Here is a 25,137-nt window from a genome sequence, read left to right as displayed (position 1 = left end):
GTGCGTCGGCGAAAAATGTGTTGCCTGACCCAATGCAATCGCGGGCAAGCGCGCTCCTACAGAAATGAATTCCAAATCAGTCAGTTATTTTTTGATCGGAGAACTGTGTATGTCGTTGAAGCTAGGAGTGATCGGTACCGGCGCTATTGGCCGTGACCATATTCGTCGTTGCAGCCAGACTTTGCTTAATAGCCAGGTCGTTGCGGTCACCGACATAGACCTCGAGCAGGCCGCCAGGGTGATTGCCGACCTCAAGCTGGACGCCGAGGTGTACCCCGACGGACATGCGCTGATCAATTCGCCACAGGTCGATGCCGTGCTGGTGACCTCATGGGGGCCGAGCCACGAAGAGTTTGTGCTCGCCGCCATTGCCGTTGGCAAACCGGTGTTCTGCGAAAAACCTCTGGCAGTCACCGCTGCTGGCTGCCGCGCTATCGTCGACGCAGAAGTGGCTCACGGCAAGCGCCTGGTACAAGTCGGTTTCATGCGCCCATACGATGAAGGTTATCGCGCATTGAAAGCGGTGATCGACAGCGGCCAGATCGGCGAGCCGTTGATGTTGCACTGCGCGCACCGCAACCCGACAGTGGGCGAGCACTACAGGACCGACATGGCGATCACTGACACGCTGATCCACGAGCTGGATGTGTTGCGGTGGCTGCTCAACGATGACTACGTGTCGGTGCAAGTGGTATTTCCGCGCAAGTCCAGCAAAGCCCTGGCTCATCTGCGTGATCCGCAGATCGTGCTACTGGAAACCGCCAGAGGCACGCGTATTGATGTAGAGGTGTTCGTGAACTGCCAGTACGGCTATGACATTCAGTGCGAAGTGGTGGGGGAGACCGGTATCGCCAAATTGCCTGAACCGTCCCAAGTGCAATTACGCAGTGGGGCAAAGCTGTCCAACGCAATTCTGATGGACTGGAAGGATCGCTTCATTGGTGCCTATGACGTGGAATTGCAGGCTTTTATCGATGGAGTGCGAGCCGGGCAAGTCGGCGGACCTTCTGCGTGGGATGGGTTTGCGGCAGCGGTGGCCGCAGATGCATGTATCGAAGCGCAAGGCAGTGAGCAGATTGTGAAGGTCAGCTTGCCGGAACGGCCGCGCTTCTACGGCTGATTTTATTGATGAGAGCCGGTCAGAACGTGCACGCAGGCAGTCTGCCTCTGCTGCGTGACGGGTTTTATTTCAATGAACGACTAGCCCCCACGGGTGGCTTCAATAAAGAAATGGAATTAAATTCTAAAATATATTGATATGGAAATTATTTTCCAATAAAGTCTTTTTCAGGTTGCATGAAGTACGTCCCGAACCTGATTTGGGCGACTCTACAAAAACAAGATCAAACAACCAGGTACCGTCAGATGAAAGTCTTCAACGTTGTACTGCGAGTTAATGCCCTGTCTGCAAGCCCCGCGTTCTGCCAAGCGCCCGGCCATTCCTCTTCCCCCTTCCCAAGATGCTGCGTGTCGAACACAAAGACGCCGGGATTCCCTGTATTCCAGGTGCACCAGTGGTTCGACTGCTGACCTCGCACGACCCGCTCTGATCAACGCAACGTCTTAAAAACAAAAATACTGGAGACAGACCGTTCATGAAGACCCCGATCCGTTTTACCGCGCTGGCTTTGTCCCTGTTGCTCGCCAGCGGATTTGCCACGGCTGCCGATCTGAAGATCGGCGTGAGCATGTCGCAGTTTGACGACACCTATCTGACCAACGTCCGTGAGCACATGGACAAGCAAGCCAAGTCCTATCCCAAGGGCGACGGTGTGCAACTGCAGTTCGAAGACGCACGTGCCGACGTGGTCAAGCAACTGAGTCAGGTCGAGAATTTCATTAGCCAGAAAGTCGATGCAATCATCGTCAACCCGGTGGATACGGCGTCCACGGCGCGGATCAGCAAGGAAGCAATCGAGGCGGGTATCCCCCTGGTGTATGTCAATCGCCGTCCCGACCAGGCTGATCTGCCCAAGGGCGTTGCCGCTGTGACGTCCAATGACGAAGAAGCGGGCAGGCTACAAATGCAGTACATCGCCGACAAACTCGGCGGCAAGGGCAAGATCGTGATTCTGTTGGGTGACCTGGCGAACAACTCCACCACCAACCGCACGAAGGGAGTGAAGGAAGTTCTGGCCAAGTACCCGGGCATCAAAATTGAGCAGGAACAAAGCGGCGTCTGGCTGCGCGACAAAGGCATGACGCTGGTCAACGACTGGCTGACCCAAGGGCGTGAGTTTGACGCGGTGCTTGCCAATAACGATGAAATGGCAATTGGTGCAGCCATGGCGCTCAAGTCGGCCGGCACCAAGCCTGGCAGTGTGTTGATTGCAGGTGTGGACGGTACGCCGGATGGCCTGAACGCGATCTCCAAAGGCGAGATGGCCGTGTCGGTGTTTCAGGATGCCAAAGGCCAGGGCGTCGGCTCCCTTGAGGCGGCACGCCGGATGGCGAAGAAAGAGACGATCGAACAGAACATTGTCATCCCGTTCAAGTTGATCACTCCGGATAACGTCAAAGACTTCAAATAGCCCTGGCATAACAACAAAACAATCAGCTGACAGTGCGGCTTCGGCCGCCTCGCAGATGGAGTACCGCTTTATGTTCGCTCAAGCGACTGTCTCGCAGCCTCCCGCCATCCAGCCCCGGCTGCCGGAAGAGCCTTACCTGCTGGAAATCGTCAATATCAGCAAAGGTTTTCCCGGCGTTGTTGCTCTGGACGATGTGCAACTGCGCGTGCGACCGGGCTCGGTGCTGGCGCTGATGGGTGAGAACGGTGCGGGCAAGTCGACGCTGATGAAAATCATCGCCGGTATCTACCAGCCTGATGCCGGTGAAATTCGTCTGCGCGGCAAACCGATAGTTTTTGAAACACCGCTGTCGGCCCAGAAGGCCGGGATCGCCATGATCCATCAAGAACTCAACCTGATGCCCCACATGAGCATTGCCGAGAATATCTGGATCGGCCGCGAGCAGCTCAATAGCCTGCACATGGTCAACCACCGTGAAATGCACCGCTGTACCGCCCAACTGCTGGCGCGCCTGCGCATCAATCTCGACCCTGAGGAGCATGTGGGCAACCTGAGCATCGCCGAACGGCAGATGGTTGAGATTGCCAAGGCTGTGTCATATGACTCCGACATCCTGATCATGGATGAGCCGACCTCGGCCATTACCGAGAAGGAAGTGGCCCACCTTTTTTCGATCATTGCCGACCTGAAGTCTCAGGGCAAAGGCATCATCTACATCACCCATAAAATGAACGAAGTGTTCGCTATTGCTGATGAGGTAGCGGTATTTCGCGATGGTCGTTACATCGGCTTGCAGCGCGCCGACAGCATGAACAGCGACAGCCTTATTTCGATGATGGTGGGCCGTGAGCTGAGCCAGTTGTTTCCGGTGCGCGAGAAGCCCATCGGCGATTTGCTCTTATCGGTACGAGACCTGCGCCTGGATGGCGTGTTCAAGGACGTATCCTTTGATCTGCACGCTGGCGAGATTCTGGGCATCGCCGGACTCATGGGCTCGGGTCGTACCAATGTGGCGGAAACCATTTTTGGCATTACCCCCGCCAGTGGCGGCGAGATACTTCTCGACGGTCAGGCGCTGCGTATTACCGATCCGCACATGGCGATCGACAAAGGCTTTGCCCTGCTGACCGAGGATCGCAAGCTAAGTGGCCTGTTCCCATGCCTGTCGGTGCTGGAAAACATGGAGATGGCGGTGCTGCCGCATTATTCGGGCCACGGCTTTATTCAACAAAAAGCCCTGCGCGTGTTGTGCGAGGACATGTGCAAGAAACTTCGGGTGAAAACCCCCTCCCTTGAACAGTGCATCGACACGCTGTCCGGTGGCAACCAGCAGAAAGCCTTGCTGGCGCGCTGGCTGATGACCAACCCGCGCCTTCTGATCCTTGACGAACCCACCCGTGGCATCGATGTCGGCGCCAAGGCCGAGATCTATCGCCTGATCTCTTTCCTTGCGAGTGAAGGCATGGCAGTGATCATGATTTCCTCTGAGTTGCCGGAGGTGTTGGGCATGAGTGACCGGGTCATGGTGATGCATGAGGGCGACCTGATGGGCATCCTTGATCGCGATGAAGCGACCCAGGAAAAAGTCATGCAACTGGCTTCCGGAATGACGGCGCTCCACTGATCCACAGAATAAGCAGAATAAAAAAGGTGACGGGCTATGAACGCAATAACGGAAAACAAATCGGCCACAGTGCCGACCAAAAATCGTCGACGTATGCCTACCGAACTCAGCATCTTCCTTGTGCTGATCGGCATTGGTCTGGTGTTTGAACTGTTCGGCTGGATCGTGCGCGATCAAAGCTTCCTGATGAACTCCCAGCGCCTGGTGCTGATGATCCTGCAAGTATCGATTATCGGCCTGCTGGCAATCGGCGTGACTCAGGTGATTATCACCACGGGCATCGATCTGTCCTCGGGCTCGGTGCTGGCGTTGTCTGCGATGATTGCCGCCAGCCTGGCGCAAACCTCTGACTTTTCCCGGGCGGTGTTTCCCAGCCTGACGGACTTACCGGTCTGGATCCCGGTGGCGATGGGGCTTGGTGTGGGGCTACTGGCGGGCGCAATCAATGGCAGCATCATCGCCGTCACGGGTATCCCGCCGTTTATTGCGACCCTGGGGATGATGGTTTCGGCCCGTGGCCTGGCCCGTTATTACACCGAAGGCCAGCCAGTGAGCATGCTTTCGGATTCGTACACGGCCATTGGTCATGGTGCGATGCCGGTGATTATCTTTCTGGTAGTGGCGGTGATTTTCCATATTGCTTTGCGCTACACCAAATACGGCAAGTACACCTACGCCATTGGCGGCAACATGCAGGCGGCGCGCACGTCGGGGATCAACGTGAAGCGTCATTTGATCATCGTCTACAGCATCGCCGGTTTGCTCGCGGGGCTGGCCGGTGTCGTGGCCTCGGCACGTGCGGCCACCGGTCAGGCCGGGATGGGCATGTCCTACGAGCTGGATGCGATTGCTGCCGCGGTTATCGGCGGCACCAGTCTGGCGGGCGGAGTAGGGCGCATCACCGGCACGGTAATCGGTGCGCTGATCCTTGGCGTAATGGCCAGCGGGTTCACCTTTGTCGGCGTGGATGCTTACATTCAGGACATCATCAAGGGCTTGATCATCGTGATTGCGGTGGTCATCGACCAGTACCGCAACAAGCGCAAACTCAAGCGCTGAAAGGGTCAGCGCTGCCGTTTTTGGTCGACGGCAGCGCTGGATTCTATGCATGTTAATCAAGTCGCAAATTAACCAATCAACCGCAGCTCAAGCTTATTCCGTCGTCTCGACTACGCCCTGATCTTCTCCCAGAAAACCGCCGCTCTGATGGTGCCATAGCCGCGCATAGGTACCATTCTTGGCAAGCAACTCGGCGTGGGTGCCTTGTTCGATGATACGACCGTCATCCATGACGATCAGCCTGTCCATGGCAGCGATGGTGGACAGGCGATGAGCGATGGCAATCACGGTTTTGCCCTGCATCATTTCATCAAGACTTTCCTGAATCGCCACTTCGACTTCCGAATCCAGCGCGCTGGTGGCCTCGTCAAGTAGCAGGATCGGGGCGTTTTTGAGCATCACCCGGGCAATGGCCACGCGTTGGCGCTGGCCGCCCGACAGCTTGATACCACGCTCACCCACCAGGGTGTCGTAACCGGAATGGCCTTGCTTATCACTCAACTGGCTGATGAACCCATCGGCCTGGGCGTTGACCGCGGCAGTACGGACTTGCTCGTCGGTAGCGTCGGGCCGACCATAGGCAATGTTGTCTCGGATGGAGCGGTGCAGCAGGGAAGTGTCCTGCGTCACCATGCCAATGGCGCTGCGCAAGCTGTCCTGAGTAACGTGCGCGATGTTTTGCCCGTCGATGCTGATCGTGCCGTTGTCCACGTCATAGAAACGCAACAGCAGGTTGATCAGGGTTGATTTACCAGCACCGGAGCGACCCACCAGGCCGATTTTCTCGCCCGGACGAATAGTCAGGTTCAGGGCATCCAGCACCTGACGTTCGCCGTTGTAGTTGAAGCTCACGTTGTCGAAGGTGACCGCGCCGCCCTTTGTCACCAGCGTGGCCGCGTTTGGCGCGTCCTGAACTTTGGGGCCGCGGGTCAAAGTGGCCATGCCATCCTGAACGGTGCCGATGTTCTCGAACAGTGATGTCATTTGCCACATGATCCAGTGGGACATGCCATTGATGCGCAACGCCATGGCGGTAATCGCCGCCACAGCACCTGTGCCGACCTCACCCTGATGCCACAGCCACAGGGCGTAACCACCTGCACCCATGATCAACGCCACCACCAAAGCCTGGTTGACGATCTCGAACTGGCTGACCAGACGCATCTGGCGCAAACCAGTGACCTTGAAGTCCTCCATCGCTGCACGCGCGAAATGCGCTTCCCGTTTCGAGTGCGAGAACAGCTTTACCGTGGTGATGTTGGTGTAGGCGTCCGAAACACGTCCGGTCATTGATGAACGCGCATTGGCCTGTTCCTGGCCGACTTTGCCCAGGCGAGGTACGAAGTACCGCATGGCCAGACCGAACAACGCGATCCAGGCAATGAAAGGCAGCATCAACCTCAGGTCGAAGTTACCTGCCAATGCGATGATCGCAATGAAATAAACCCCGATCCCGGGGGCGATCTCGATAAGGGTAAACAGTACCTCGCGCACGGACAGCGCCGTTTGCATCACCTTGGTGGTAACCCGGCCAGAGAACTCGTCGGAGAAGAAAGAAAGGCTCTGTCGCAACATCAACCGGTGGAAATCCCAGCGCAGCCGCAAGGGCAAATTGATCGCCAGGACCTGGTGCTGCACCATCGTGCGCAACGCCACCAGCCCGATGCTGGTGACCAATATAATGCCGATGCTCCACAGCACGCGGCTTTCCTGAGCGGCCGCATCGCCGCCGGCCTGCCAGGTCGACAGCATGTCCACGACCTGCCCGAGGAATGAAAACAGCCAGGCTTCGTAAATCGATACCCCTGCGCTGAGCAGCGCAAACGCAACGATGTAGCCACGGGCACCCCGCGTGCATGCCCACAGAAACCGCGCCAGGCCGTCGGGCGGTGGCGGTACTTCATCAGGCGGGAAGGGGTCGAGCCATTGTTCAAACGCGCGAAGCATGGTGATCTCCAAAACGATCCAGTGCGAAGATTCTTGCACTTAAAGGCGGCTTAAGGATTTTTGATTGGATGGGAAGTTACTTGTTCAGAACTTTTTCCATGATGATCGTGCGCTCTGCGCCGTGGAACTCGTCCCTGAGCTTCTGGAAGCCCAGCGACAGATAAAACCCTTCGGCCGTGATTGAGGAGGGCACCCGCAACCGTTTGATCCCGCTCTGCGTTGCGACGGCTTCGAGGTTCGACATCAGTCGATGGCCTATGCCTTTCCCTTGATGGGACGGCTCAACAAACATACTCCGCACGATGTCTTGATCAAGACTTGCGGTTGCAATGACATGATCATCAAAGCACGCGACATACACCTGGCGGCAGGTCATAAAGTGCAGAATCGCCGTGGGTGAGAAGCTTTGCTGTACGCGCTCGATGATGTCTGACGAATAATCCTGAGCATTGGATTCGCGCAGTGCTGCCACGATAATCCTGCTGATGGCGGGGGCGTCCGTATTTATCGCGTTTCGAATGACACAATCCATTGGGTACTCGTTCGTGCATTGAGTTGATGGGTGGGCGACTGGAGGGTTAATCATCCATCAGACAATCGAGCTTACTGCCCGAGAGTGAAGTCTGTAGATCAACCGCTTTTGTTGCCCAGCGGTTCGGGTACCACCTTATTCCGGCTGCATTTTCCGGTTCCAGCCCAAAGTGTCGGCACAGGGTGCCAACCATTGCCGGATGTTTGGATTGCGCGCCAGGACCTCGGGTTCCAGCAAGCGCGCCCCGACATTGGCATGACGCAAGAAGTGCACCCCTAGGCACTGCTCCAGTTGCTCGGCAAGCAGGGGGAAGTCCATGAGGCTGTGCAATCGCGGCCACTTGATCAGCTTGCGGTAGCGCAGTTCCTGAGACTCGACGCGCAGGTCGTCATTCGAGCGCCACTGAACGTTGAACAGATTGTCATGTCGAGACAGGTCGACCCGCCAGTTCCCGTTGGCCGGGATGTTCAGATCGAGTTTCAGGCTGTCGGGCCGCAGCTTGTTGCGCTTATAGAACCAGTGTTCGGGGGACTCATTGCTCAGATCGAAGGAGCAGACACTGTATGAGACCTCGTCCAATCCGAAGCTGGCGAACCATTCAGCGATTTCAGGGTAGGTGGAGTGATCGAACATACCTGGCCTCGTGTTGAGAACGCGTCAGAGAGTGCTTCAGCTTGATTGCGTGTCCAGAGGGGGCATGTGAAGCGGCGACCGACAATCGTCTGACCGCTTTTGGCCGATCGCACTCAGGCCCACTCGTGCTCGGTCAGCCTTTTGAATTCTGACAGCGCCTCTTGAAACTGAGCTCTAGGGAAAGACACTCGCTGATTCATCTGATTCCAGTCCACCGCAGTGATGACGCCGGAAATGGTATCGACGGCTCGACCAAAACGCTCCCAAATGACGGTGTCACCCCGTATCACTTGCTCAACCACCGCAACCGTGCAGCTAAGGTCCATGTCGTCCGAACAGACCAACAGTGGCACGATGGTCGAACAGTTTTCCATGACAGGTTCGAGAATCTTCCACGCGTAGTTCGAGTCATCGTCGTCAATCAACCAGCCTTGCGCAGGAACCAGTCCGTTGGTTTCGTCGTTGCCCTCACCGTCGTAAACGACGCCTTTAACCCAGTTCGCAAGTGGAATGGAGTCAATGGTGAGCACCGGGTGTGGCGCTCTCGTGTGTTTCGATTGGTACATTGTTGCGCTGATGATATTCATGCGGGGCTCAAGGGTTGAACTGACCATAGCGTATCGGAAAGTCATTTAAGGTTTCATATAAGCCTATCAAAAACTGGCGATTTACATGGTGTGTCCGACTCCGGTCGCCCGAAAACAGCCTGTCGACATCTGCGCTTATGATCTGCCAGAGTATCAATCGCACGCCATGTCCCTCACAGAAGGTATATTTTTGATCCGTCTCGCTGAAGCAAAAGATGAGCCTGCAATAAGGCACTGCGCTGAACAGGCCTACGCCCGCTATGTACCTGCAATCGGTCGCAAACCTGCGCCCATGACAGCCGACTTTGCGGCGCAAATCGCGGCGGGCATCGTTTACGTGGCAACCGATGAAAACGCCACGCTTGAAGGTTTCGTGGTGTTTTATGCCGAGCAACAGCATGTGCTGCTGGAAAATGTGGCGGTGATGCCCAGCGCAACAGGACGCGGGGTAGGCAAATCACTGATCCGCTTTTGTGAAGAAACCAGCCGACAGCTCGGAATCAATGCAGTGCATCTTTATACCAACGAGAAGATGGCGGACAACCTCCTGATTTACCCCAGGCTTGGCTATATCGAGGTGGGGCGGCGCACCGAGCATGGTTTCGAACGCGTCTATTTCGAAAAAAAACTGGTCTGATGAAGTTCGGAGGTGCGTTCCGTCTGGCTAATTGAGTTGTTCGGAAAACAACTTCTCGGGAAGAAAGTGTGAAGCCCGGGAACGTTTATCGCGATGCTATCAGCCTGAACGCCGGACAAATCCAGTCTATGGGTTAACCGCGACAGCCGAGAAAACTGTCGCGGTCTATTTGCCTGTTTAGCGACTAGCGTCTGCCAGGCCAATCTCAATGAAGCGAACGGAACTCTCCATCGCTTGCTGACCTTCCGGCAACAGGGTGGCGTAGAAGTGCCAGGCATGGAACATCGCTGGCCATACTTCCAGATTGACGCGAACGCGGTTGTCAGCAAGGTGAGTTGCGAGACGCATCGCATCACTCAACATCAACTCGTTTTCTCCGATTTGAACCAAAATTGGCGGAAGACCTGTGACGTCCGCGAATACAGGAGAGGCCAGAGGATGATTGGCCAATGTGTCGCCCAGGAACGCTCTGGCAAGGATATCCAGCACTGGCTTGGAGTTCAGAGGATCCAGCCCCTCACGATTGCTCATCGAGGCGCCGGTATGTTCAAGGTTTGCCCACGGAGAAATGGATGAGCCAACCGCAGGTAATGGAAGTCCTTTGGATTTCGCCGCCACCATCACGCTGACAACCATCGCACCGCCAGCTGACTCACCAGAAAATGCAATCTTGTTAGCCGGGATTTTCTGCTCCAGCAACCACTCGTAGGCGCGCAATGTGTCGCCGATGGACGCGGGAAACTTATGCTCTGGGGCGAGGCGATAGTCCGGCATATAAACACGAGCACCCAGCATTTTTGCGTAGTTGCCGCCGATCCCGTGATAGCCGTCTGGACGCCCGACAATGTAAGCCCCGCCGTGGATGTACATCAATACCGCATCGGTTTTGACTTCATCTGGAGTAACCAGTGTGCCAGGCACACCACCCATGTCGACTGATTCAAATTTGACGCCAGCAGGCGCAGGATTTTGCGCGAGCATCTTTGCGTAGGAGTCGCGGATGTCGCTCATTTTTGTGGTGGTGTCGATGCCCTTCAGAACGGGTACCAGATCGCCAAGGCTGTTGGCCCAGGTTTGGACGGCTGCTTGTACTTCAGTTTTCATAAAACCTCAATTGATCGTTGGGCGGTGGATTAGCTAATTGAGATACTATGCTTGGAATTGGGGAATAGGGTTCCCCATAGCAGGTGCCAAATAGCCCGAACCTTGAGACTGCAGAGGCTCCATGGAACTTCACAACCTGAACGATATAGCCGCCTTTGTAAGTTCGGTAAACGCTGGGAGCTTCACTGGAGCGGCAAAGCACCTCGGCCTCACACGCTCGGCGGTGGGGAAGTCGATAGTCAGACTCGAAACTCGCTTACAGGTACGTTTGCTCAATCGCACCACGCGTAGTTTGAGCATGACGGATGACGGTCAGGTTCTTTATGAGCGCTGTGTGGGGGTTCTTCAGGATCTGGACGACGTAGAAGATGCCCTTGCTTTTCGTCGCTCGACACCCAGTGGACGACTGCGGATTAGCCTGCCGGTTGCACTCGGCAGGCTCCACGTCCTCCAGCACGTGGAGCGTTGCCTGAAGGATTGGCCATCATTGAGCGTGGATATCGCTTTTTCCGACAGGCTGGTGGACCTGATTGATGAGGGTTTTGATTTGGCCATTCGGATTGGGCCTCCCAAGGAAGATTCTCGGTTGCTGACGCGCACAGTGGCTTACCAACAAATGATTACCTGCGCTTCACCCAGGTATCTCGCTGAGCATGCCCCACCTGAAACGCCTGAAGATTTATCCGGTCACGAGTGCCTGCATTTTGTGAGCGGGGGACGATTGCTTCCCTGGAATTATCGAGTGAATGGTAGCTCTGTACCCGTTTTCCATGGTGGGAGGTTACAGATGGACAGCGCTGAGTCATTGCATCAGTCAGCTGTCGCTGGCCTTGGCATTACGACTCTTCCCTCCTACGTGGTTAACGAGGATTTGAGAAGCGGCAAGCTTGTTCAATTGCTCGCAGCCTATGCAGAGGCCGAAGAGCCTATTCGGGTGATCTACCCTAGCAAGCGGCATCTTTCACCAAAAATTCGACTCTTCATCGATAAGCTTGTGGAGGCTTGGTCGCCTCGTCCGCCATGGGGGGAATGATTCGGTTGAGTACACTGAAATTGGCTTGAAAGGTTGGCATTCCCCATCGCTCAGTGGAAACCTGATCGCCACCGATGGCAGCAAATCAAATCCGTCCACAATCTCGATTTTCATGCTCCAGCGCGTTTTTGCACATTCTTCGCCGATGGGGGGCAGCTCTGATGGCGACATCACGCTACGGATCCCCCATATCTTATCGTTCATGTCATTAAACAGCGCCAGCCACCGGTTTGCCGAACAGCCTCAATCGGCTAACGCCGCCATCCGGGAAGACGTTCAATCGTACGTGGGTGATCGCTCCCAGGCTGGCCAGTTCTGCCTCATAGAAATGCTCTCGATCCATCTCCATTTTTTGCTCCGGCAAAAGCTCGCGCCAGAAGAGGCTTTGCGTTTCGATCTGGCCGTCAGTGCCACCTTTTACGCAGGCGGCCTGGATCGACAAACGATCCGGATAATTGCCTTTGTAGTGCAGCGTGTCGACCACAATGCGTTCAACGACTCCGGCCACACCTAACGCAACGATCACCCAGTCATTACCCGGTGTGCGACGTCGGGCGGTTTCCCAGCCTTCGGCCATGACGGCGGCGCGACCGGGATTGATGATATTGCCCATCTGGCCGTAATGCTCGTCCGAGCAGGCGATGGCGCGACCACCGTTGAGGGCGGCGCACAAGTCCACGTTCTCGTCCGGATGGATGTTTGACCAGTCCTTGTGCGGGATGCCGTAGACCCGCAACCGCGCGACGCCGCCGTCGGGAAAGATGTTCAGGCGCAAGTGGCTGTAGGGTTGATCGTCGTTGATGGCGTGATAATGGTGACTGTCACCGCTCAACTCCACTGCACCGAGCACTTCGGTCCAGACGGTATTTTCGTCGGGATCGGCGCCTTCCAGAAAGCAGGCCTCAATGGATGCCGACGGCGGGAAGTTGCCGGTGAAGAACGAGGTATCGATGTCTACGCCCTTGAGCGTGCCCGCCACACCCAGGCGGATCACCGCATGGTCGTAACCTTCGTGGCGCTTGCGGCGGGATTCCCAGCCGTCCATCCATTTGCCGTTGTTGTCGAATACATCGGCCTTGAATACCGCGGGCGCGTGCTGAAACAGACGATTGACGTCGGCGAACCAGTCATCCGTGACGGACAAGGCGACTGCGCCCAGGCGTGCGTCTGCCAGGTTCAGGTATTTTTCGAATGCGTGTTGGGGAATCTTCATGACGCTACCTCTGAAATGTCGCGCAAAGCGCTGGTCACTGTTGCGCTGACTTCACGTGGTCCGGCACCCAGGGGCCTTTCACCTGAATGGCTGGAAATGCCTGGTCAATAATCTGTAAATCAGCGTCCTTGGGCGTGTTGTCGCCCTGGCCCTGAATGTTGACGATGTCCTGCGGGCATGCGGAAAACGCGACGAAGCAATCCATCTCCGCGCGCAACGTGATGTAGTCACCGGGGTTGGTGACTGTGGGCAAAGTGGCCAGGGTGATGTTGTCTGGCTGAACGCGGATGTTCATGAAAATGTTGAACGAAGCGAGGTTCCGTCGCGGCGGCGTCACGCCCAGTTCCAGCATGCCTTCGAACAGGTTATCGCTGCAGTTGCGATGATAGTGAGTGCAGCCGAGCAGTTCATAACGACGGCGGTCGCAGGCTGCCATGAAGGTGTCATGCACGCCGGGCGATGTGTCTTCAACCAGCGTCAGGATCGGGTGGCGCGCACTGGTGACGAAGCTGTCACCCACCACCGGATTCAGGTGCTGAGTCCATACCCGGGTCGCTTCCATACACATGAACTCTTCAAGGTCATAGGCATTCCAGGCCCAGCAGTCCACCACTTGGGTGCCGTGGGTATTGATCACACGCACCGATTGCCCGGCTTTCAGGCGCACAGCTTTACCGTGGCCAGCGGGAATGGTCAGGGAGGAAGTCGGCATTACAGACATGGGAAACTCCAGTTCAGATTCAGGTTCGGGCCAGACGATGGCGATTGAGACGGCGCTCAACAGCGCCCGCGGCGGTATCGAGCAACAGGGTGATCAGCCAGTAGGCGAGGGCGACAACAAGGTAAATTTCCAGTGGGGCATAGCTGGTGGAGATGGCTTGCTTGGCCGCGTACATGAACTCTTCCACGCCCACTACCGAGAGCAGCGCGGTGTCCTTGATCAGGCCTATCAACAAGCCAATCGATGGCGGTAGCGCCACGGGCAGTGCCTGTTTGAGCAGCACATGACGCAGGGTTTCCCAAGGACGCAGCCCCAGCGCGGCGCTGGCTTCATACTGGCCCCGGGCAATGCCACCAAATGCGGAACGTAATACTTCACCCATGTACGGCCCGTAATACAGGGTCAATGCGGTAACCCCCACTACCGGTGAACTGAGTGTGATGCCGTATTCCGGCAAGATGAAAAACAGCAGATAGATGAGCACCAGCATCGGCAAGCCCAGCACGAAGTCGATATAGGCGCGCACCATTGCGTGCAACCACGGCTGACCTCGCTGCAGAGCCCACGCCAACAGCGCACCAAAGGTAAGGGCGGTGCACGCCGAGATCAGGCTGAGGCGCAAGGTCACCAGCAGGCCCGCTGCCAGATCAGGTGCGTTATAGAGAATCGCTGACCAATCCATCATTGCCTCCTGGAGCGGTTGAAGCGACTTTCCAGGCGTCGCGCGAGCTTGAGTGTCGGCCAGCAAATCAGCAGGTAACCGGCGACGACGATTGCCAGCACCGGGGTGGCTTCGTAGGTGCGAGCGATCACCAGTTGCCCGGCGTAGGTCAATTCGGTCACTGCCACCACTGACGCCAATGGCGTGGTCTTGACCACCAGGGTGAACTCATTGACCAGCGCGGGCAGGCTGGCACGCAAGGCTTGCGGCGCCGAGACATACCACCACGTTTCAAAGGCTGAGAGCCCGAGCGCCGAAGACGCTTCGGTCTGCCCGCCGGGCAGGTTGCGGTAGTTGGCGCGCAGGATTTCGGCGACATACGCTGCACTGTTCAGGCCTATGGCGAGTACCGCAGCCAGCAAGGGTTTGCCACCCAACCCAATAAGGGGCAGAGAGAAGAACACGATGAACAACTGGACAATCGACGGGACCCCACGCATCAGGCTGACGTACAAATGCCCAAGGCCGCGCCACATTGGCGTCGATCGTCCGCGCAGCCACCAGATGACATGGCCCATGCCGAAGCTGGTAACGGCGGCAAGCAACGTCAACTCCAGCGTGACCAACAGCCCGTTCGCAAGATCAGGCAGGGCATTTAGCAGTTGCGCGTATGAACTCATGGATTAAACCGGAAATTCACTGAGGTCTTCAGCCACTGACAATTCGACCGCGCCGGGTTGATCATTGCCCGCGATGCCCGTGCAGCAGGTGGACACTACGAACAGCGTATCCAGCACCACGCGACAGGTCACCGAGTCACCGGCTTTGACCGTGTTCGGTAACGGCTTCAGCGTTCCTTGCTGATCCAGCTGCACGCTCATGAACAGGTTGATCGGGTCCGGCAGTTTGGGTTGCTGACGGCCGAGACGTTGCAGCTCTGCTTTGAGCGATTCCACGCAGCCGGTCTGGTCTGGATAGCCGTTGGCTGCCAGGAAGGCGGTCGTGGAGGCCGGCATTAGCAGGTCATGTTTACCGACGCTGTCCTTGCCCAGCACCATGACCGGACGTCGACGATTATTGACCATGCGCATGCCCGCACCCAGCACGTACGAGTTGCTGAACACCCGGGTGTGATGCACCGACAAATGGACGCTGGTCTCCAGTTCGCTAAAGCCGAAAAGGCTTGCCACGGCGCCGTCTTGCAGGGCTGTAACACGCAGCAACTGGCCGCGCTTGACGAGGATTGATCCGGCGCTGGCGGCGGGCACCCTGACGGACTGGGGTGGCAGTGGCGCTCGGGTTTCGATGGCGTCTTTCATGATCAGCATGGGAGGGCCTCAGGCGTGCGACGGTTCGTCATCGGAAATGACGATGTCGATGGGAGTAACGAGCAGCCCGTTACCCGGAATGATGTCCTGCGGACAGGAGGACACCGCGCAGACCAGGTCTTTCAAGGCACGAAAGACGATTCTGTCTCCTGCCTTGCTGGTCGGATCGGTGACCTGCATCCGGCAGTCGGCGGTTACCGGGCCGTTCTGGAACAGGTTGAAAGGCTCGGGCACGTTTACCGGCAGCACTCCGTAATGGCTCAGGCCTTCGTGCATGTTGTCCAGGCAATTGCGATGGCCGTCGACCCCGAAGTCAACGCTGAAGCGCGTGCAGTCACAGGCTGGAACGTTGGCGTCGTGCACACCGACGGTGTCATGCAGTACCTGCAATAAAGGCTCATCGGCGTTTGAGTAGAGGCTGTCGCCGATGGCAAAAAACAGCGAGTTCAGACGTCGACGGGTGTGGGTGGGCGAAAGATATTGCTCGGGCTGACCGTTGACGATGGCGACGAAGTCAGCGGCTTGCTGGCCGTCACGGTCGATCACCGTGATGAATTGGCCGCTGCGGACTTCGAACGTGCGGCCGTGCCCGGCCGGTACATGGACTTGGGTGACAGGGGAAGACATGTGGGTACTCATTTGGCAGGAATGAAGTCACTGGAAGGCAGGTCGAAGGTCACCCCGAGATACTGCTGTTGCAGCTTCTGCAATTCGCCGGAGTTCTTCATGGCGATGATCTGATCGCTGATGACTTTGTTCAGGCGAACATCATCTTTGCGTGTGGCCCAACTGATCCACTGGCTGTCGCCCAGTTCGCCGACCTGGCGCAGGTTTTCAGGATGCTGCTTGCGCAGGCTGCCCAGTACGGTGATGTCGTCGAGGATGAAATCGGCCCGCTTGGTCATCAGCGCTGAGAGTGTCTGATCGACACTGTCGACGCCGACGATCTTGATCGGTGCCAGCCCCTTGGCTTTGAGTTCGACGTTAAATTGTTTGACCAGTTGTTCCGGCGCGGAGGTGGTTTTAACCGCTGCGCTCAAGCCGGAGAGGCTTTCGATTTTCAGGCTGGCAGGGTCCAGGCGCTTGTCATCGGCACGGGTCATGACCGCATTGACGCTTTTACCGAACGGCGCCACGAACAGCACTTTGCTCGCCCGCTCGGCGGTGACGTTGAGGGACGAGCCTTCGGCGTCCACTGACCCTGAAATCAGCGCGGGGATAATGCCGCTGAAGGCCATCTTCTGGTATTCGACTTTTACGCCCAGGGTCTTCGCCACCTCAGCCATGATTGCCGGGGTGTAGCCGATGATCGCGCCGCTGTCATCGGTGTATTCATAGGGGGCGAAGGTTGGATCGATCGCTACGGTCAGCGTGCCACGGGATTTGATTTCATCGAGTGTATCGGCTGAAGCCACTGTCGCGTACAGCGTGGCGCCGAAGGTCATTGCAGCCAGAACAAACGGTATACCTGGGAACATTTTTTTCATGATGGCGCCCTTTGGTTCGGTATGAAGACTAAAGGGGTATCGCAGTTTCTGTGCCAGCGTTGCTTGCGGACTTGAAAGAAGATCAGCAAGCCTTAAGAAACAATGGTTTCACCAGCTAAAATAATGAAACCAATGTTTCTTGTGCGTGTGCTCATGAGCTTTGGCAGTAGGGCGGCCCGCCCCGCGCTGGTGCGCGGCTGTGCTGTTATGGTGCCGTATCGGTCGCTATCGGGATCTATTCCAGCTCGCCCAGTTCCTGATGCAGAACCTCGGCGTTGGCCAGATGCGTCGATTTTTCGCTGGACAGCTCCCTGCCGACCAGCGAGCAGAGGAGGTTGGTGATACCCGCGATGCTCGAGTTGCTGTCGAACATCAGGGTGCCCTCGGTGTGGCAGCGTATGACCCACTTCGCCAGCTTCGCAGGCTTACCGGCCAGCACATCAGAGATATACAGAATCTGTACGCCGAGGGCATTCATTGCTGCCATGCCACTTTCAAGCTGCGGCACACGACGGCGCAAGCCAATACAGATGGCTACGTCGCGCTCGTCTAGCCCTGCGAGGTACTCGGCCAGAGAATCGCCGGGTGCAGGAAGCAACAGGATGTCGCTGCGTACCTGGATGAGGTTGCTGCGAAACATGACGGCGATGGTCTGACTGTGGCGATAACCGATCAGCACCACTCGACGGGCTTTGGCGATGGCCTGTGCGATCTGGAACAGATCTGCCTGAGCGAGGGACTCGTAGGTTTTGATCAGGTTGGTGACTTCCTGATTCAGGTGATGCTGAATCAGTGTCTGAGGGTCGTGGTCCTCTTCACCTAGATGCTGCAAATATAAAGGCGAGCCGCCAGTGCTGGCTTTGCGCGCATCTCGGCGAGCCTTCTCATACGAGTCATAGCCCAACGCGCGGAAGAAGCGGGTGGTAGTGGCCTTGGAAACACCGGCACTGATCGCCAGCTCAGTCGCGGTCTGCATCGCCAGGTGGCCGGGCGAAGCGAGGATCACGTCGGACAGCTTCTGCTCAACCGCTGACATCTGTTCATACCGGCCACGAATACGGCTTTCCAGTGAGGCGGCTTGCTCGGCTGCTCTGGATATGACCTTGGTAGACATGGGCGCTCTCACTGACAGACGAAAGCTGAAGTTTATAGAAAAGCGGGCGTGGGAGGTGATACCCGGGATGGTATGGGGTAAACGTCAGTCAATTCTTGAGATCCGTACGCTGCGCGAGTGCCGGCCACCTGAACCTGTTAGCTACGTTTTCTCAAACAGGTCTGCAGGCGCTAAGTGCTCAGTTGAATGCAGCACTGTTCACTTTCATTGCTCGGCAACGGTGCGCAAGCTATCCCAAAGCCCCATCACCTGAGTCACTGCGGCATCTAAAGTGGCATGCTGAACGCCGTCGCGCGCCAGCGTCGAGAGGCCCAACATGAAGCTGTCGAACACGGCAGCAAGAGTCTCTGGCATCACCGTCGCAGGCAATTCGCCTGTGTTAATAGCGCGTTCGATACAGGCAACGATACCCGCACGGTTCAGATTTCTTGCCCGCGCGAGCGGCTCGGAAATCGCCTTGCTCTCGTCCGAGCAAGCGCTCATCAGTCCTAACGACACCAGACACCCTTTGGGATGATCGGCCTCGCACTGCATTTTCGCTGAGCGACGAAGGGTCAGTTCAATTGCTTCCCTGGGCGGCAGGGTGGTATCGAACAGGCTATCGGTCACCCGGCCGTGGGTGGTGAGGTAGCGCTCCATGACCTCAGTGAACAGCGCCTGCTTGGAGCCAAAGGCGGCGTAAAAGCTAGGCGCAGTGATGCCTCCGCCGATGTGGGCCTTGAGCTGACTGAGGGATGTCGCATCGTAGCCATGCTCCCAGAATAAATGCAGCGCCTGCGTGATTGCCACGTCACGGTCAAACGTGCGTGGACGTCCCATCTGTGCCATGCCGGATCTCCTTCAGACGTAGTTGAGTGAAGCTACTTAAATACTAATCGATACATAAGTCGTTGACCATCCCGTAGCTTCTCCCTATATTTATACCGATCAGTATATTAGTCGGGAGATTCGAATGACTGCAGATGAGAAACAGAGCGAAAAGCTTCCGCTTGGGGCGCTACTGGCATTGGCGATGACGGGGTTCATATGCATCGTGACTGAGACCTTGCCTGCGGGTTTACTGCCCGAGATCGGCAGTGGCCTGGGAGTATCGGCATCGTTTGCCGGGCAGATGGTGACTGTTTACGCGTTGGGCTCACTGCTGGCAGCCATTCCGCTGACCATCGCCACACAAAGCTGGCGTCGTAGAACTGTCCTGCTGCTGACGATTGTCGGCTTTCTGATTTTCAACTCCATCACTGCGTTGTCTTCAAATTACTGGCTGACGTTAGTCGCGAGGTTTTTCGCCGGGGTGTCTGCGGGTCTGGCCTGGAGCCTCATCGCAGGATATGCACGACGGATGGTTGTGCCCCGGTTGCAGGGCCGCGCGCTGGCGGTTGCCATGGTGGGAACGCCCATCGCGTTGTCGCTCGGCGTGCCACTGGGAACCTGGCTGGGTAGTTTCATGGGCTGGCGCATGGCATTTGGATTGATGTCCGGAATGACGCTGGTGTTGATCGCCTGGGTTCTGGTCAACGTGCCGGACTATCCCGGTCAGTCCTCGTCACAGCGCATGGCGCTTCGTCAGGTGTTCTTTACGCCGGGTGTGCGTTCTGTATTGGGCGTCGTGTTCACCTGGATGCTGGCTCATAACATTCTTTACACCTATATCGCGCCCTTCGTCGCCGAGGCAGGGCTGGCAAATGATGTGGATCTGGTTTTGCTCACATTTGGTGTCGCCGCGTTGGCGGGCATCTGGGTAACGGGACGGCTGGTTGATCGTCATCTGCGTACAACCGTGTTGGTCAGCCTCGTAACCTTCGCAGCGGTTTCGGTGTTGCTTGGCTTGTTTTCAAACACAGCTGCGGCCATTTACGTCGGGGTATTTATCTGGGGCCTGACTTTCGGTGGCGCTGCCACGCTTTTGCAAACCGCGCTTGCCGACTCGGCAGGTGAGGGCGCTGACGTTGCGCTTTCGATGAACGTCGTGGTCTGGAACAGCGCCATTGCAGGGGGCGGATTACTGGGTGGTGTGTTGCTTGGGCAATGGGGAGTGAGCTCTTTTCCGTGGGTTCTATTGGTGCTTTTACTGCTAAGTCTGGCCATTGCATCCCGAGCCCGAGTCCATGGTTCCGCAGGCGGTGACAGGCAGTCCGGGCAAGTGGTCGTTGGTCATTGATATTCAGTGGCATTCAGTTGGTTGCTGGCCAAGGGCAGCAGCCAGCTCCAGCGTCCATGAGCTGAGGGAGCACGAAGCTAGCGATTCTGGCGCATCGGCATTTTGTCGATGGTCGCGAAAATCGCCTTGATGTCCAGCGGCGCGTATTGGTCCACCTTTGTACCGCCGTCCTTACCTACCAGGAGCAGACGTGTCGGGCCATCGGGCTTTACACCCAGTGTGTTGAGCAGCGACGACGTGGCCTTTGGATCCAGAGCCTTATCATTGCGCTTGCCGACGCCATTGACCACGGAATACAGCACCATCTCCCGTTCGACAAAGGCTTCGCGGTTGGCAGGTTTCATCAGCTCTTGCTGGAATTCAAGCCAGGACGCGTCGCTCGCGCTGGGTGCTACGACGATCAACGGCCGGGACTGCCAGCGCTCACTGACCAAGGGGTTCGAGGCGGTGTCAGCCATGACCTGGCTGCCCGTCATACCAAGCAGCAAGGCCAGTGGAGTCATTAAGCTTTTCATTGGCATCTCCTGAGCAGGATGTATCAACCCTTCGACGCTGGTTTTGCCGGTTTGCTCGCGATCACTGACCGAAGGTCGGAGGTTCTGCACGCGACGAGCCCGGCATTACAGATTAAGTCTGCGCTCACATAAGTCGGAGTTAGCTTAAATCATGTAAATCCCGCCCCAAGGGCGGCGTCAAAGACCATTCGGAAAATCTTACCTTTAACCCTTCGCGCTGCGGGGTGCAGCAAATAGGGCCAACCTCATAGCTTTCCGCCTCTGGAAAGGGGGCAAGTCTTAGCAATGGCCAGCTCACGCCATCTGTTGAATACTGCAAGCGCAGCACGCCATCGGAAACGGTCACACGAAGCCAAAAGTCGTCGGGGTCTCCTGTAAAGGAGCCGGGCGCCCAGTCTGATCTGCCTACGGTGAGCACGCTGCTGATCATCGGATTTCCATCGTTGAACTCAATCCCGGCCTTGACCCATGTCTGCTCATTGAGCCTGACCATAATCCCGGCTTGATCATAAAGCTCGCGGAACTCGGCGTTAATCCTCACTTGAGCAGTGAAGCCACCCGTGGTTTTAAACCCCAGAAAATGCCCGCTGTCTCGTATGAATCCGTAGTGAGTTACCCGCCAGAAATCGGTCTGGAAATCAGTCACCACCTCCAATGAGTCGTCTGAATAGGCGAGGCAATGGTTCGGCTCATTTAGCCAGTTGGCCGTTCGCCAGATGGACTCTTCAAAACGCTGACTGACCGCTGGAATCCATTTTTTACCTGACAAGCTGCCCTCCATATTCTGTGCTGGATGAATGGTGACTGTTTTACCTTCATGCTGGAGAAAATCAACCTGAAACCCACCTTGGCCATTGCGAATACGTGACAGCCGTATAAAAACAGGTCACCTGTTGTCAGGCGCTTTTCGGGTGCTTGAGCTAGCTGTATGGACAAGACATCAATAGCTTGGCTCGGCGTCCGTGGCCCGGACGGGCATTTGCGGCACATATTCTCGTCCTGCCAACTCACCGGCTACTGTGCTTACGGTCCAGCGCCCCGGATGCCAAAGCTAGCAAGAGCGCAATCATTGAAAGAATGGCGCCTGCCCAGTTAGGGGCCGCCAGACCCAGGCCGGCAGCGATCACAATGCCACCCACCCAGGCACCGATGGCGTTGCCGAGGTTGAACAGGCCGATGTTTACCGCAGATGCCAGGGTCGGAGCGCCCGCCGCTCGGGCCTTGTCCATGACGAGTTTCTGGATAGGGGAAACGGTTGCGAAGCCAAAACCTGCCATGAGCAGGATGCAGGCTACCGACATGATCTGGTTGTGAGCGGTCTGGCTGAAGATCAGCAAGACGATTGCCTGGCCACCCAGCGTCAGGTACAGCAGTGGCATCAGAGCCTTGTCGGCATAACGACCACCCAGGATGTTGCCAACGAACAGGCCGAGACCGAAGGCAACCATCAGCCACGTCACGCTACCAGGGTCAAACCTGGCTATTTCGACCATCATCGGTGCGATGTAGGTGATTGAAGTAAAGAACGCTGCCGGGCCAAAGACGGTGATGCCCATCGCGAGCAAGACGCGGGGGTTCGCAAACGCTGCGAATTCTTTCTTGATCTGAGGGCGCTCGTGGTTAGGGATTTTGGGTATCAGCATCAACACGCCGATGAAGCCCAGCACACCCACGATCGTGATCGCGTAGAAGGTGTCGCGCCAGCTCATCACCTGGCTCAGCCAGGTGCCGACCGGAACGCCTACCAGATTGGCGACCGTCAAGCCGGAGAACATGAACGAGATGGCCTGAACGCGTTTGTTCGGCGCAACCAGGTCGGCGGCGAGGATTGCACCGATGCCGAAGAATGCGCCGTGAGTCAAAGAAGTCACTAACCGACCCAGCAGTGCGATATCGAAGTCGCTTGCTGTTGCCGTGACGAAGTTGCCGATGACAAACAAACTCATCAGGAGCAGAAGCATAGGTTTACGAGGAATGCGGGTACCCAGAATGATCAGCAGAGGTGCGCCTACGAATACGCCCAAGGCGTATACGGTTGCCAGATTACCGGCTTGGGGGATGGAAATATTGAAATCTGCGGCCACTTGGGGCAGAAGCCCTGCGATGACGAATTCAGTCGTTCCGATTCCGAATGCACTGAGGGCCAGCGCCCATAAAGCTAAAGGCATAGTCTTCATCCTGTATATTTTTGAGTTGGAGTCGTCGCGCTTTAACGCGGGCCTGAGAGAAAGAAGGCGATGGGTGCTCGCCACTTCCTGTTGCGGCAATGACTCGCAGGGAATGGATATTTCAAGATGTGACTTTGCCCGTATCTTCTAGGTTGATAAAGGCGCTCTCAGTAGCAACAGAGTTGAGTATTTCTCTACTTGTTTGCAGGTAACCTGCGATCGTGGAACGCGGTGATGTCCTCTTAACTTGCCTGGACGAAGCGTTCACGAAGAACGTTCGGGTGCAGAAACTGCAAATCCCAATGGGTAGGAAACACTTTGGGAACAGGCTAAGGTAGATCTATGGAGAGAAAGACCGCCTATTCTTTCTTGCAGAAGGGAGTAAAAGTCTACAATGGCGCAGATTGAACAGGCCCTCAGTGGTGTGCTGATCTTCGTGACAGCCGCACGCACAGGAAGCTTTACCAGGGCTGCCGATCGGCTGGGCATCACCAAGTCAGCAGTGGGAAAAAGCATTGCGAAGCTTGAAGAACGGCTTGGCTGCAAACTCTTCCATCGCACCACCCGAAGCTCTGGGCTAACCGTGGACGGAGAGGCCTATTTTGCGAGTTGCTCGGCAGCTGTCGACGAAATCCTGGCAGCAGAGGCGTCGCTGACCAGTCACCAACAAACACCCAGTGGGCGCTTGAGGGTCGATCTGCCAGCAGCCTACGGCCGCAGCGTTGTGCTCCCGGTACTGTTGGAAATTCTGGACGCAAATCCCGACCTCAAATTAACGGTGACCTTCAGCGATGCCGTCATTGATTTGATCGAAGAGGGCATCGATCTCAGTATTCGCTTTGGCACATTGAAAGATTCAAGTGGCCTCGTTGCACGTCGTCTGACGGTGCAGAAGCAGATCATTTGCGCGTCGCCCGGATACCTTGCGAAACACGGCTGTCCTGAATCTGTTGAGGACCTTCAGCACCACAGTTGTATCGTAAGCTTCCGTCGCGGACAGCGGATGAGTTGGAGTGTCCAGAATGCAAACGGTGAACTCATCCGGATTACTCCACCGGGCACCCATGAAGTGGGTGATGGTGACGCGATCGTTTCCATGACGGTTGCCGGGCACGGTATCTGTCAGATTCCGAACTCTTTGGTTCGAGACCACCTTGAAGCTGGGCGGCTCGTTCAGGTGTTGGAAAAATACAGTACGGCCGATGTGGCGATTCATGCGGTCTGGCCCCAAACGCGTCACCTGCTTCCGAAGGTTCGACGTGTCGTGGATGAACTCGTGTTGCGGGCTGAGCGTGGGGCGCTGGATTAAAATAGCGTCGTACGGTCATGTATGTGCGCCAGCAGGACAGCCCCGCTGGCATTACCTCGCTTTCCATAACTTGAATTACGGCCTGGCGCTTGGCGCGCTCATTGACGCAGTGAACGACACGCTAGCGAGCTCTTCCAAAGGCTTCTTTCTGAACTTCTCCGAGAGAATTTCCACACCCCAAGGCCCGTTGTAACCGGTTGACCTGACGGATTCGATAAAACCGGTCAAATCGAAGGTTCCTTCTCCGCAGAGCTCGCGCAAAACGGGCTCATCTCCGTACGGCCGAAGGGATGCACGCCGTGTTTGAATATCAAATGATGAACTTAAGAGGAGCGCCTGCTTAGTGTTGCTCCATTCTTACCGATGAGCCGTTATCGGGATTGTTTTTTGTTCCCTGGTCACTGTCCGAATTGTCAAAGCACCCAGACATGGTTCCGGTAATGCACAAAATTAGAACCAGCGTTTTAGTGATTTTCTGCATGTTGCAAACTCCTGAAAGGTCGACAATCTATATGAGGCCCCGAGCTTTCGAAGGGTTCATCTTCTATAGGTTGTTTCACTGTAGAGTTATTTTCTCCAATCTAATGAGACACGCGTCTTTTCATGGGACGTAAATGAAGGTGAGTGTTTCCATCCAAACGCCGGTGTTGGATAACTTACGCAGGGCGGGGCGCCCATTTTACTTGATCAACTGTCACCCACTGATCGCTGCGATGATTTAATCCCGTGCCTGACTAAACTTACCTCTCCGCCCTGGTCAAACTTCAACCGTGCAG

General features: G+C 56.4%; 25 protein-coding genes. 8 read left to right on the top strand and 17 right to left on the bottom strand.

Going from position 1 to position 25,137, the window contains the following annotated elements:
• Window positions 1-109 precede the first annotated feature (109 nt).
• The 4 genes from KDX30_RS00375 to KDX30_RS00360 all read left to right on the top strand — a co-directional run bounded on the left by KDX30_RS00375 (window position 110) and on the right by KDX30_RS00360 (window position 5,214).
• Window positions 110-1,120, top strand: a complete 1,011-nt coding sequence (locus tag KDX30_RS00375) for a Gfo/Idh/MocA family protein (RefSeq protein ID WP_231674630.1) — start codon at window positions 110-112, stop codon at window positions 1,118-1,120.
• Between the two features lie 475 nt (window positions 1,121-1,595).
• Window positions 1,596-2,531, top strand: coding sequence for a sugar ABC transporter substrate-binding protein (locus tag KDX30_RS00370; protein ID WP_231674629.1), 936 nt, complete (start codon window positions 1,596-1,598; stop codon window positions 2,529-2,531).
• 70 nt (window positions 2,532-2,601) lie between these two features.
• On the top strand, window positions 2,602-4,155 hold the full coding sequence (locus KDX30_RS00365) for a sugar ABC transporter ATP-binding protein (RefSeq protein ID WP_231674628.1): 1,554 nt from the start codon (window positions 2,602-2,604) through the stop codon (window positions 4,153-4,155).
• Between the two features lie 36 nt (window positions 4,156-4,191).
• Window positions 4,192-5,214 carry an ABC transporter permease gene (locus KDX30_RS00360; RefSeq protein WP_027898404.1) on the top strand — a complete coding sequence of 341 codons (1,023 nt, stop codon included), beginning with the start codon at window positions 4,192-4,194 and terminating at the stop codon, window positions 5,212-5,214.
• A gap of 93 nt (window positions 5,215-5,307) precedes the next feature.
• On the opposite strand, the gene KDX30_RS00355 is transcribed toward KDX30_RS00360, so the two are convergent.
• From KDX30_RS00355 to KDX30_RS00340, 4 genes are all read right to left on the bottom strand, one after another.
• Window positions 5,308-7,161, bottom strand: a complete 1,854-nt coding sequence (locus KDX30_RS00355; RefSeq protein WP_231674627.1) for an ABC transporter ATP-binding protein — start codon at window positions 7,159-7,161, stop codon at window positions 5,308-5,310.
• A 76-nt stretch (window positions 7,162-7,237) separates the two neighbouring features.
• The gene (locus KDX30_RS00350) at window positions 7,238-7,693 is read right to left on the bottom strand and encodes a GNAT family N-acetyltransferase (RefSeq protein ID WP_231674626.1); all 456 of its coding nucleotides are present in this window, start codon (window positions 7,691-7,693) and stop codon (window positions 7,238-7,240) included.
• A 135-nt stretch (window positions 7,694-7,828) separates the two neighbouring features.
• A complete protein-coding gene (locus KDX30_RS00345; protein WP_231674625.1) occupies window positions 7,829-8,326 on the bottom strand; it encodes a hypothetical protein in 498 nt (165 codons plus the stop codon).
• A 113-nt stretch (window positions 8,327-8,439) separates the two neighbouring features.
• Window positions 8,440-8,913 (bottom strand): hypothetical protein, encoded by a 474-nt coding sequence (locus KDX30_RS00340; RefSeq protein ID WP_231674624.1) that lies wholly within the window; start codon window positions 8,911-8,913, stop codon window positions 8,440-8,442.
• Window positions 8,914-9,103: 190 nt separating this feature from the next.
• On the opposite strand from KDX30_RS00340, the gene KDX30_RS00335 reads away from it, so the two are divergent.
• Window positions 9,104-9,550: a GNAT family N-acetyltransferase gene (locus tag KDX30_RS00335; RefSeq protein WP_231674623.1), complete on the top strand. Its 447-nt coding sequence runs from the start codon at window positions 9,104-9,106 to the stop codon at window positions 9,548-9,550.
• Window positions 9,551-9,727: 177 nt separating this feature from the next.
• Here KDX30_RS00335 and KDX30_RS00330 read toward each other — a convergent pair whose 3' ends face one another.
• A complete protein-coding gene (locus tag KDX30_RS00330; RefSeq protein WP_231674622.1) occupies window positions 9,728-10,654 on the bottom strand; it encodes an alpha/beta hydrolase in 927 nt (308 codons plus the stop codon).
• Between the two features lie 121 nt (window positions 10,655-10,775).
• On the opposite strand from KDX30_RS00330, the gene KDX30_RS00325 reads away from it, so the two are divergent.
• Window positions 10,776-11,687, top strand: a complete 912-nt coding sequence (locus KDX30_RS00325) for a LysR family transcriptional regulator (RefSeq protein WP_231674621.1) — start codon at window positions 10,776-10,778, stop codon at window positions 11,685-11,687.
• A 208-nt stretch (window positions 11,688-11,895) separates the two neighbouring features.
• Here KDX30_RS00325 and alc read toward each other — a convergent pair whose 3' ends face one another.
• The 9 genes from alc to KDX30_RS00280 form a co-directional block, all read right to left on the bottom strand.
• Window positions 11,896-12,900 carry an allantoicase gene (gene alc, locus KDX30_RS00320; protein WP_231674620.1) on the bottom strand — a complete coding sequence of 335 codons (1,005 nt, stop codon included), beginning with the start codon at window positions 12,898-12,900 and terminating at the stop codon, window positions 11,896-11,898.
• Window positions 12,901-12,934: 34 nt separating this feature from the next.
• Window positions 12,935-13,621 (bottom strand): DUF1989 domain-containing protein, encoded by a 687-nt coding sequence (locus tag KDX30_RS00315; RefSeq protein WP_027898551.1) that lies wholly within the window; start codon window positions 13,619-13,621, stop codon window positions 12,935-12,937.
• 19 nt (window positions 13,622-13,640) lie between these two features.
• Entirely contained in the window at window positions 13,641-14,303 is a 663-nt protein-coding gene (locus KDX30_RS00310) for an amino acid ABC transporter permease (RefSeq protein WP_231674619.1), read from the bottom strand.
• A complete protein-coding gene (locus tag KDX30_RS00305) occupies window positions 14,303-14,962 on the bottom strand; it encodes an amino acid ABC transporter permease (protein WP_027898549.1) in 660 nt (219 codons plus the stop codon). Before KDX30_RS00305 ends, KDX30_RS00310 begins: the two co-directional genes overlap by 1 nt.
• Before the next feature lie 3 nt (window positions 14,963-14,965).
• On the bottom strand, window positions 14,966-15,610 hold the full coding sequence (locus tag KDX30_RS00300; protein ID WP_231674618.1) for an urea carboxylase-associated family protein: 645 nt from the start codon (window positions 15,608-15,610) through the stop codon (window positions 14,966-14,968).
• Between the two features lie 9 nt (window positions 15,611-15,619).
• Window positions 15,620-16,237: a DUF1989 domain-containing protein gene (locus KDX30_RS00295; RefSeq protein ID WP_095097686.1), complete on the bottom strand. Its 618-nt coding sequence runs from the start codon at window positions 16,235-16,237 to the stop codon at window positions 15,620-15,622.
• A gap of 8 nt (window positions 16,238-16,245) precedes the next feature.
• On the bottom strand, window positions 16,246-17,097 hold the full coding sequence (locus KDX30_RS00290) for a transporter substrate-binding domain-containing protein (protein ID WP_027898546.1): 852 nt from the start codon (window positions 17,095-17,097) through the stop codon (window positions 16,246-16,248).
• A 235-nt stretch (window positions 17,098-17,332) separates the two neighbouring features.
• Window positions 17,333-18,211, bottom strand: a complete 879-nt coding sequence (locus KDX30_RS00285; RefSeq protein ID WP_231674617.1) for a MurR/RpiR family transcriptional regulator — start codon at window positions 18,209-18,211, stop codon at window positions 17,333-17,335.
• 204 nt (window positions 18,212-18,415) lie between these two features.
• Complete coding sequence (locus KDX30_RS00280) at window positions 18,416-19,039, bottom strand: TetR/AcrR family transcriptional regulator (RefSeq protein WP_231674616.1); 624 nt, start codon at window positions 19,037-19,039, stop codon at window positions 18,416-18,418.
• Window positions 19,040-19,163: 124 nt separating this feature from the next.
• Between KDX30_RS00280 and KDX30_RS00275 the strand changes: the two genes are divergently transcribed.
• Complete coding sequence (locus KDX30_RS00275) at window positions 19,164-20,369, top strand: MFS transporter (protein ID WP_231674615.1); 1,206 nt, start codon at window positions 19,164-19,166, stop codon at window positions 20,367-20,369.
• Window positions 20,370-20,446: 77 nt separating this feature from the next.
• Here KDX30_RS00275 and KDX30_RS00270 read toward each other — a convergent pair whose 3' ends face one another.
• The 3 genes from KDX30_RS00270 to KDX30_RS00260 all read right to left on the bottom strand — a co-directional run bounded on the left by KDX30_RS00270 (window position 20,447) and on the right by KDX30_RS00260 (window position 23,052).
• Window positions 20,447-20,884, bottom strand: coding sequence for a DUF4174 domain-containing protein (locus KDX30_RS00270; RefSeq protein ID WP_231674614.1), 438 nt, complete (start codon window positions 20,882-20,884; stop codon window positions 20,447-20,449).
• Between the two features lie 139 nt (window positions 20,885-21,023).
• Window positions 21,024-21,602 (bottom strand): DUF1349 domain-containing protein, encoded by a 579-nt coding sequence (locus KDX30_RS00265; RefSeq protein ID WP_373562225.1) that lies wholly within the window; start codon window positions 21,600-21,602, stop codon window positions 21,024-21,026.
• 289 nt (window positions 21,603-21,891) lie between these two features.
• On the bottom strand, window positions 21,892-23,052 hold the full coding sequence (locus KDX30_RS00260; RefSeq protein WP_231674613.1) for an MFS transporter: 1,161 nt from the start codon (window positions 23,050-23,052) through the stop codon (window positions 21,892-21,894).
• 394 nt (window positions 23,053-23,446) lie between these two features.
• Here KDX30_RS00260 and KDX30_RS00255 point away from each other — a divergent pair, with 394 nt between their 5' ends.
• Complete coding sequence (locus KDX30_RS00255) at window positions 23,447-24,361, top strand: LysR family transcriptional regulator (RefSeq protein ID WP_122397612.1); 915 nt, start codon at window positions 23,447-23,449, stop codon at window positions 24,359-24,361.
• The last annotated feature ends 776 nt before the right edge of the window (window positions 24,362-25,137 follow it).

It is taken from the genome of Pseudomonas quasicaspiana (genome assembly GCF_021147825.1).
Classification (GTDB): Bacteria; Pseudomonadota; Gammaproteobacteria; order Pseudomonadales; family Pseudomonadaceae; genus Aquipseudomonas; species Aquipseudomonas quasicaspiana.
Note: the sequence above shows the minus strand (reverse complement) of the source record. Positions and strands in the feature narration are given on the sequence as shown.

Coding starts and splice junctions, on each gene's coding strand:
- KDX30_RS00375 (WP_231674630.1), top strand. CDS start 110: ATGTCGTTGAAGCTAGGAGTGATCGGTACCGGCGCTATTGGCCGTGAC.
- alc (WP_231674620.1), bottom strand. CDS start 12,900: ATGAAGATTCCCCAACACGCATTCGAAAAATACCTGAACCTGGCAGAC.
- KDX30_RS00290 (WP_027898546.1), bottom strand. CDS start 17,097: ATGAAAAAAATGTTCCCAGGTATACCGTTTGTTCTGGCTGCAATGACC.
- KDX30_RS00255 (WP_122397612.1), top strand. CDS start 23,447: ATGGCGCAGATTGAACAGGCCCTCAGTGGTGTGCTGATCTTCGTGACA.
- KDX30_RS00360 (WP_027898404.1), top strand. CDS start 4,192: ATGAACGCAATAACGGAAAACAAATCGGCCACAGTGCCGACCAAAAAT.
- KDX30_RS00370 (WP_231674629.1), top strand. CDS start 1,596: ATGAAGACCCCGATCCGTTTTACCGCGCTGGCTTTGTCCCTGTTGCTC.
- KDX30_RS00280 (WP_231674616.1), bottom strand. CDS start 19,039: ATGGCACAGATGGGACGTCCACGCACGTTTGACCGTGACGTGGCAATC.
- KDX30_RS00295 (WP_095097686.1), bottom strand. CDS start 16,237: ATGTCTTCCCCTGTCACCCAAGTCCATGTACCGGCCGGGCACGGCCGC.
- KDX30_RS00260 (WP_231674613.1), bottom strand. CDS start 23,052: ATGCCTTTAGCTTTATGGGCGCTGGCCCTCAGTGCATTCGGAATCGGA.
- KDX30_RS00300 (WP_231674618.1), bottom strand. CDS start 15,610: ATGCTGATCATGAAAGACGCCATCGAAACCCGAGCGCCACTGCCACCC.
- KDX30_RS00340 (WP_231674624.1), bottom strand. CDS start 8,913: ATGAATATCATCAGCGCAACAATGTACCAATCGAAACACACGAGAGCG.
- KDX30_RS00365 (WP_231674628.1), top strand. CDS start 2,602: ATGTTCGCTCAAGCGACTGTCTCGCAGCCTCCCGCCATCCAGCCCCGG.
- KDX30_RS00325 (WP_231674621.1), top strand. CDS start 10,776: ATGGAACTTCACAACCTGAACGATATAGCCGCCTTTGTAAGTTCGGTA.
- KDX30_RS00305 (WP_027898549.1), bottom strand. CDS start 14,962: ATGAGTTCATACGCGCAACTGCTAAATGCCCTGCCTGATCTTGCGAAC.
- KDX30_RS00310 (WP_231674619.1), bottom strand. CDS start 14,303: ATGGATTGGTCAGCGATTCTCTATAACGCACCTGATCTGGCAGCGGGC.
- KDX30_RS00330 (WP_231674622.1), bottom strand. CDS start 10,654: ATGAAAACTGAAGTACAAGCAGCCGTCCAAACCTGGGCCAACAGCCTT.
- KDX30_RS00270 (WP_231674614.1), bottom strand. CDS start 20,884: ATGAAAAGCTTAATGACTCCACTGGCCTTGCTGCTTGGTATGACGGGC.
- KDX30_RS00355 (WP_231674627.1), bottom strand. CDS start 7,161: ATGCTTCGCGCGTTTGAACAATGGCTCGACCCCTTCCCGCCTGATGAA.
- KDX30_RS00275 (WP_231674615.1), top strand. CDS start 19,164: ATGACTGCAGATGAGAAACAGAGCGAAAAGCTTCCGCTTGGGGCGCTA.
- KDX30_RS00315 (WP_027898551.1), bottom strand. CDS start 13,621: ATGTCTGTAATGCCGACTTCCTCCCTGACCATTCCCGCTGGCCACGGT.
- KDX30_RS00350 (WP_231674626.1), bottom strand. CDS start 7,693: ATGGATTGTGTCATTCGAAACGCGATAAATACGGACGCCCCCGCCATC.
- KDX30_RS00285 (WP_231674617.1), bottom strand. CDS start 18,211: ATGTCTACCAAGGTCATATCCAGAGCAGCCGAGCAAGCCGCCTCACTG.
- KDX30_RS00345 (WP_231674625.1), bottom strand. CDS start 8,326: ATGTTCGATCACTCCACCTACCCTGAAATCGCTGAATGGTTCGCCAGC.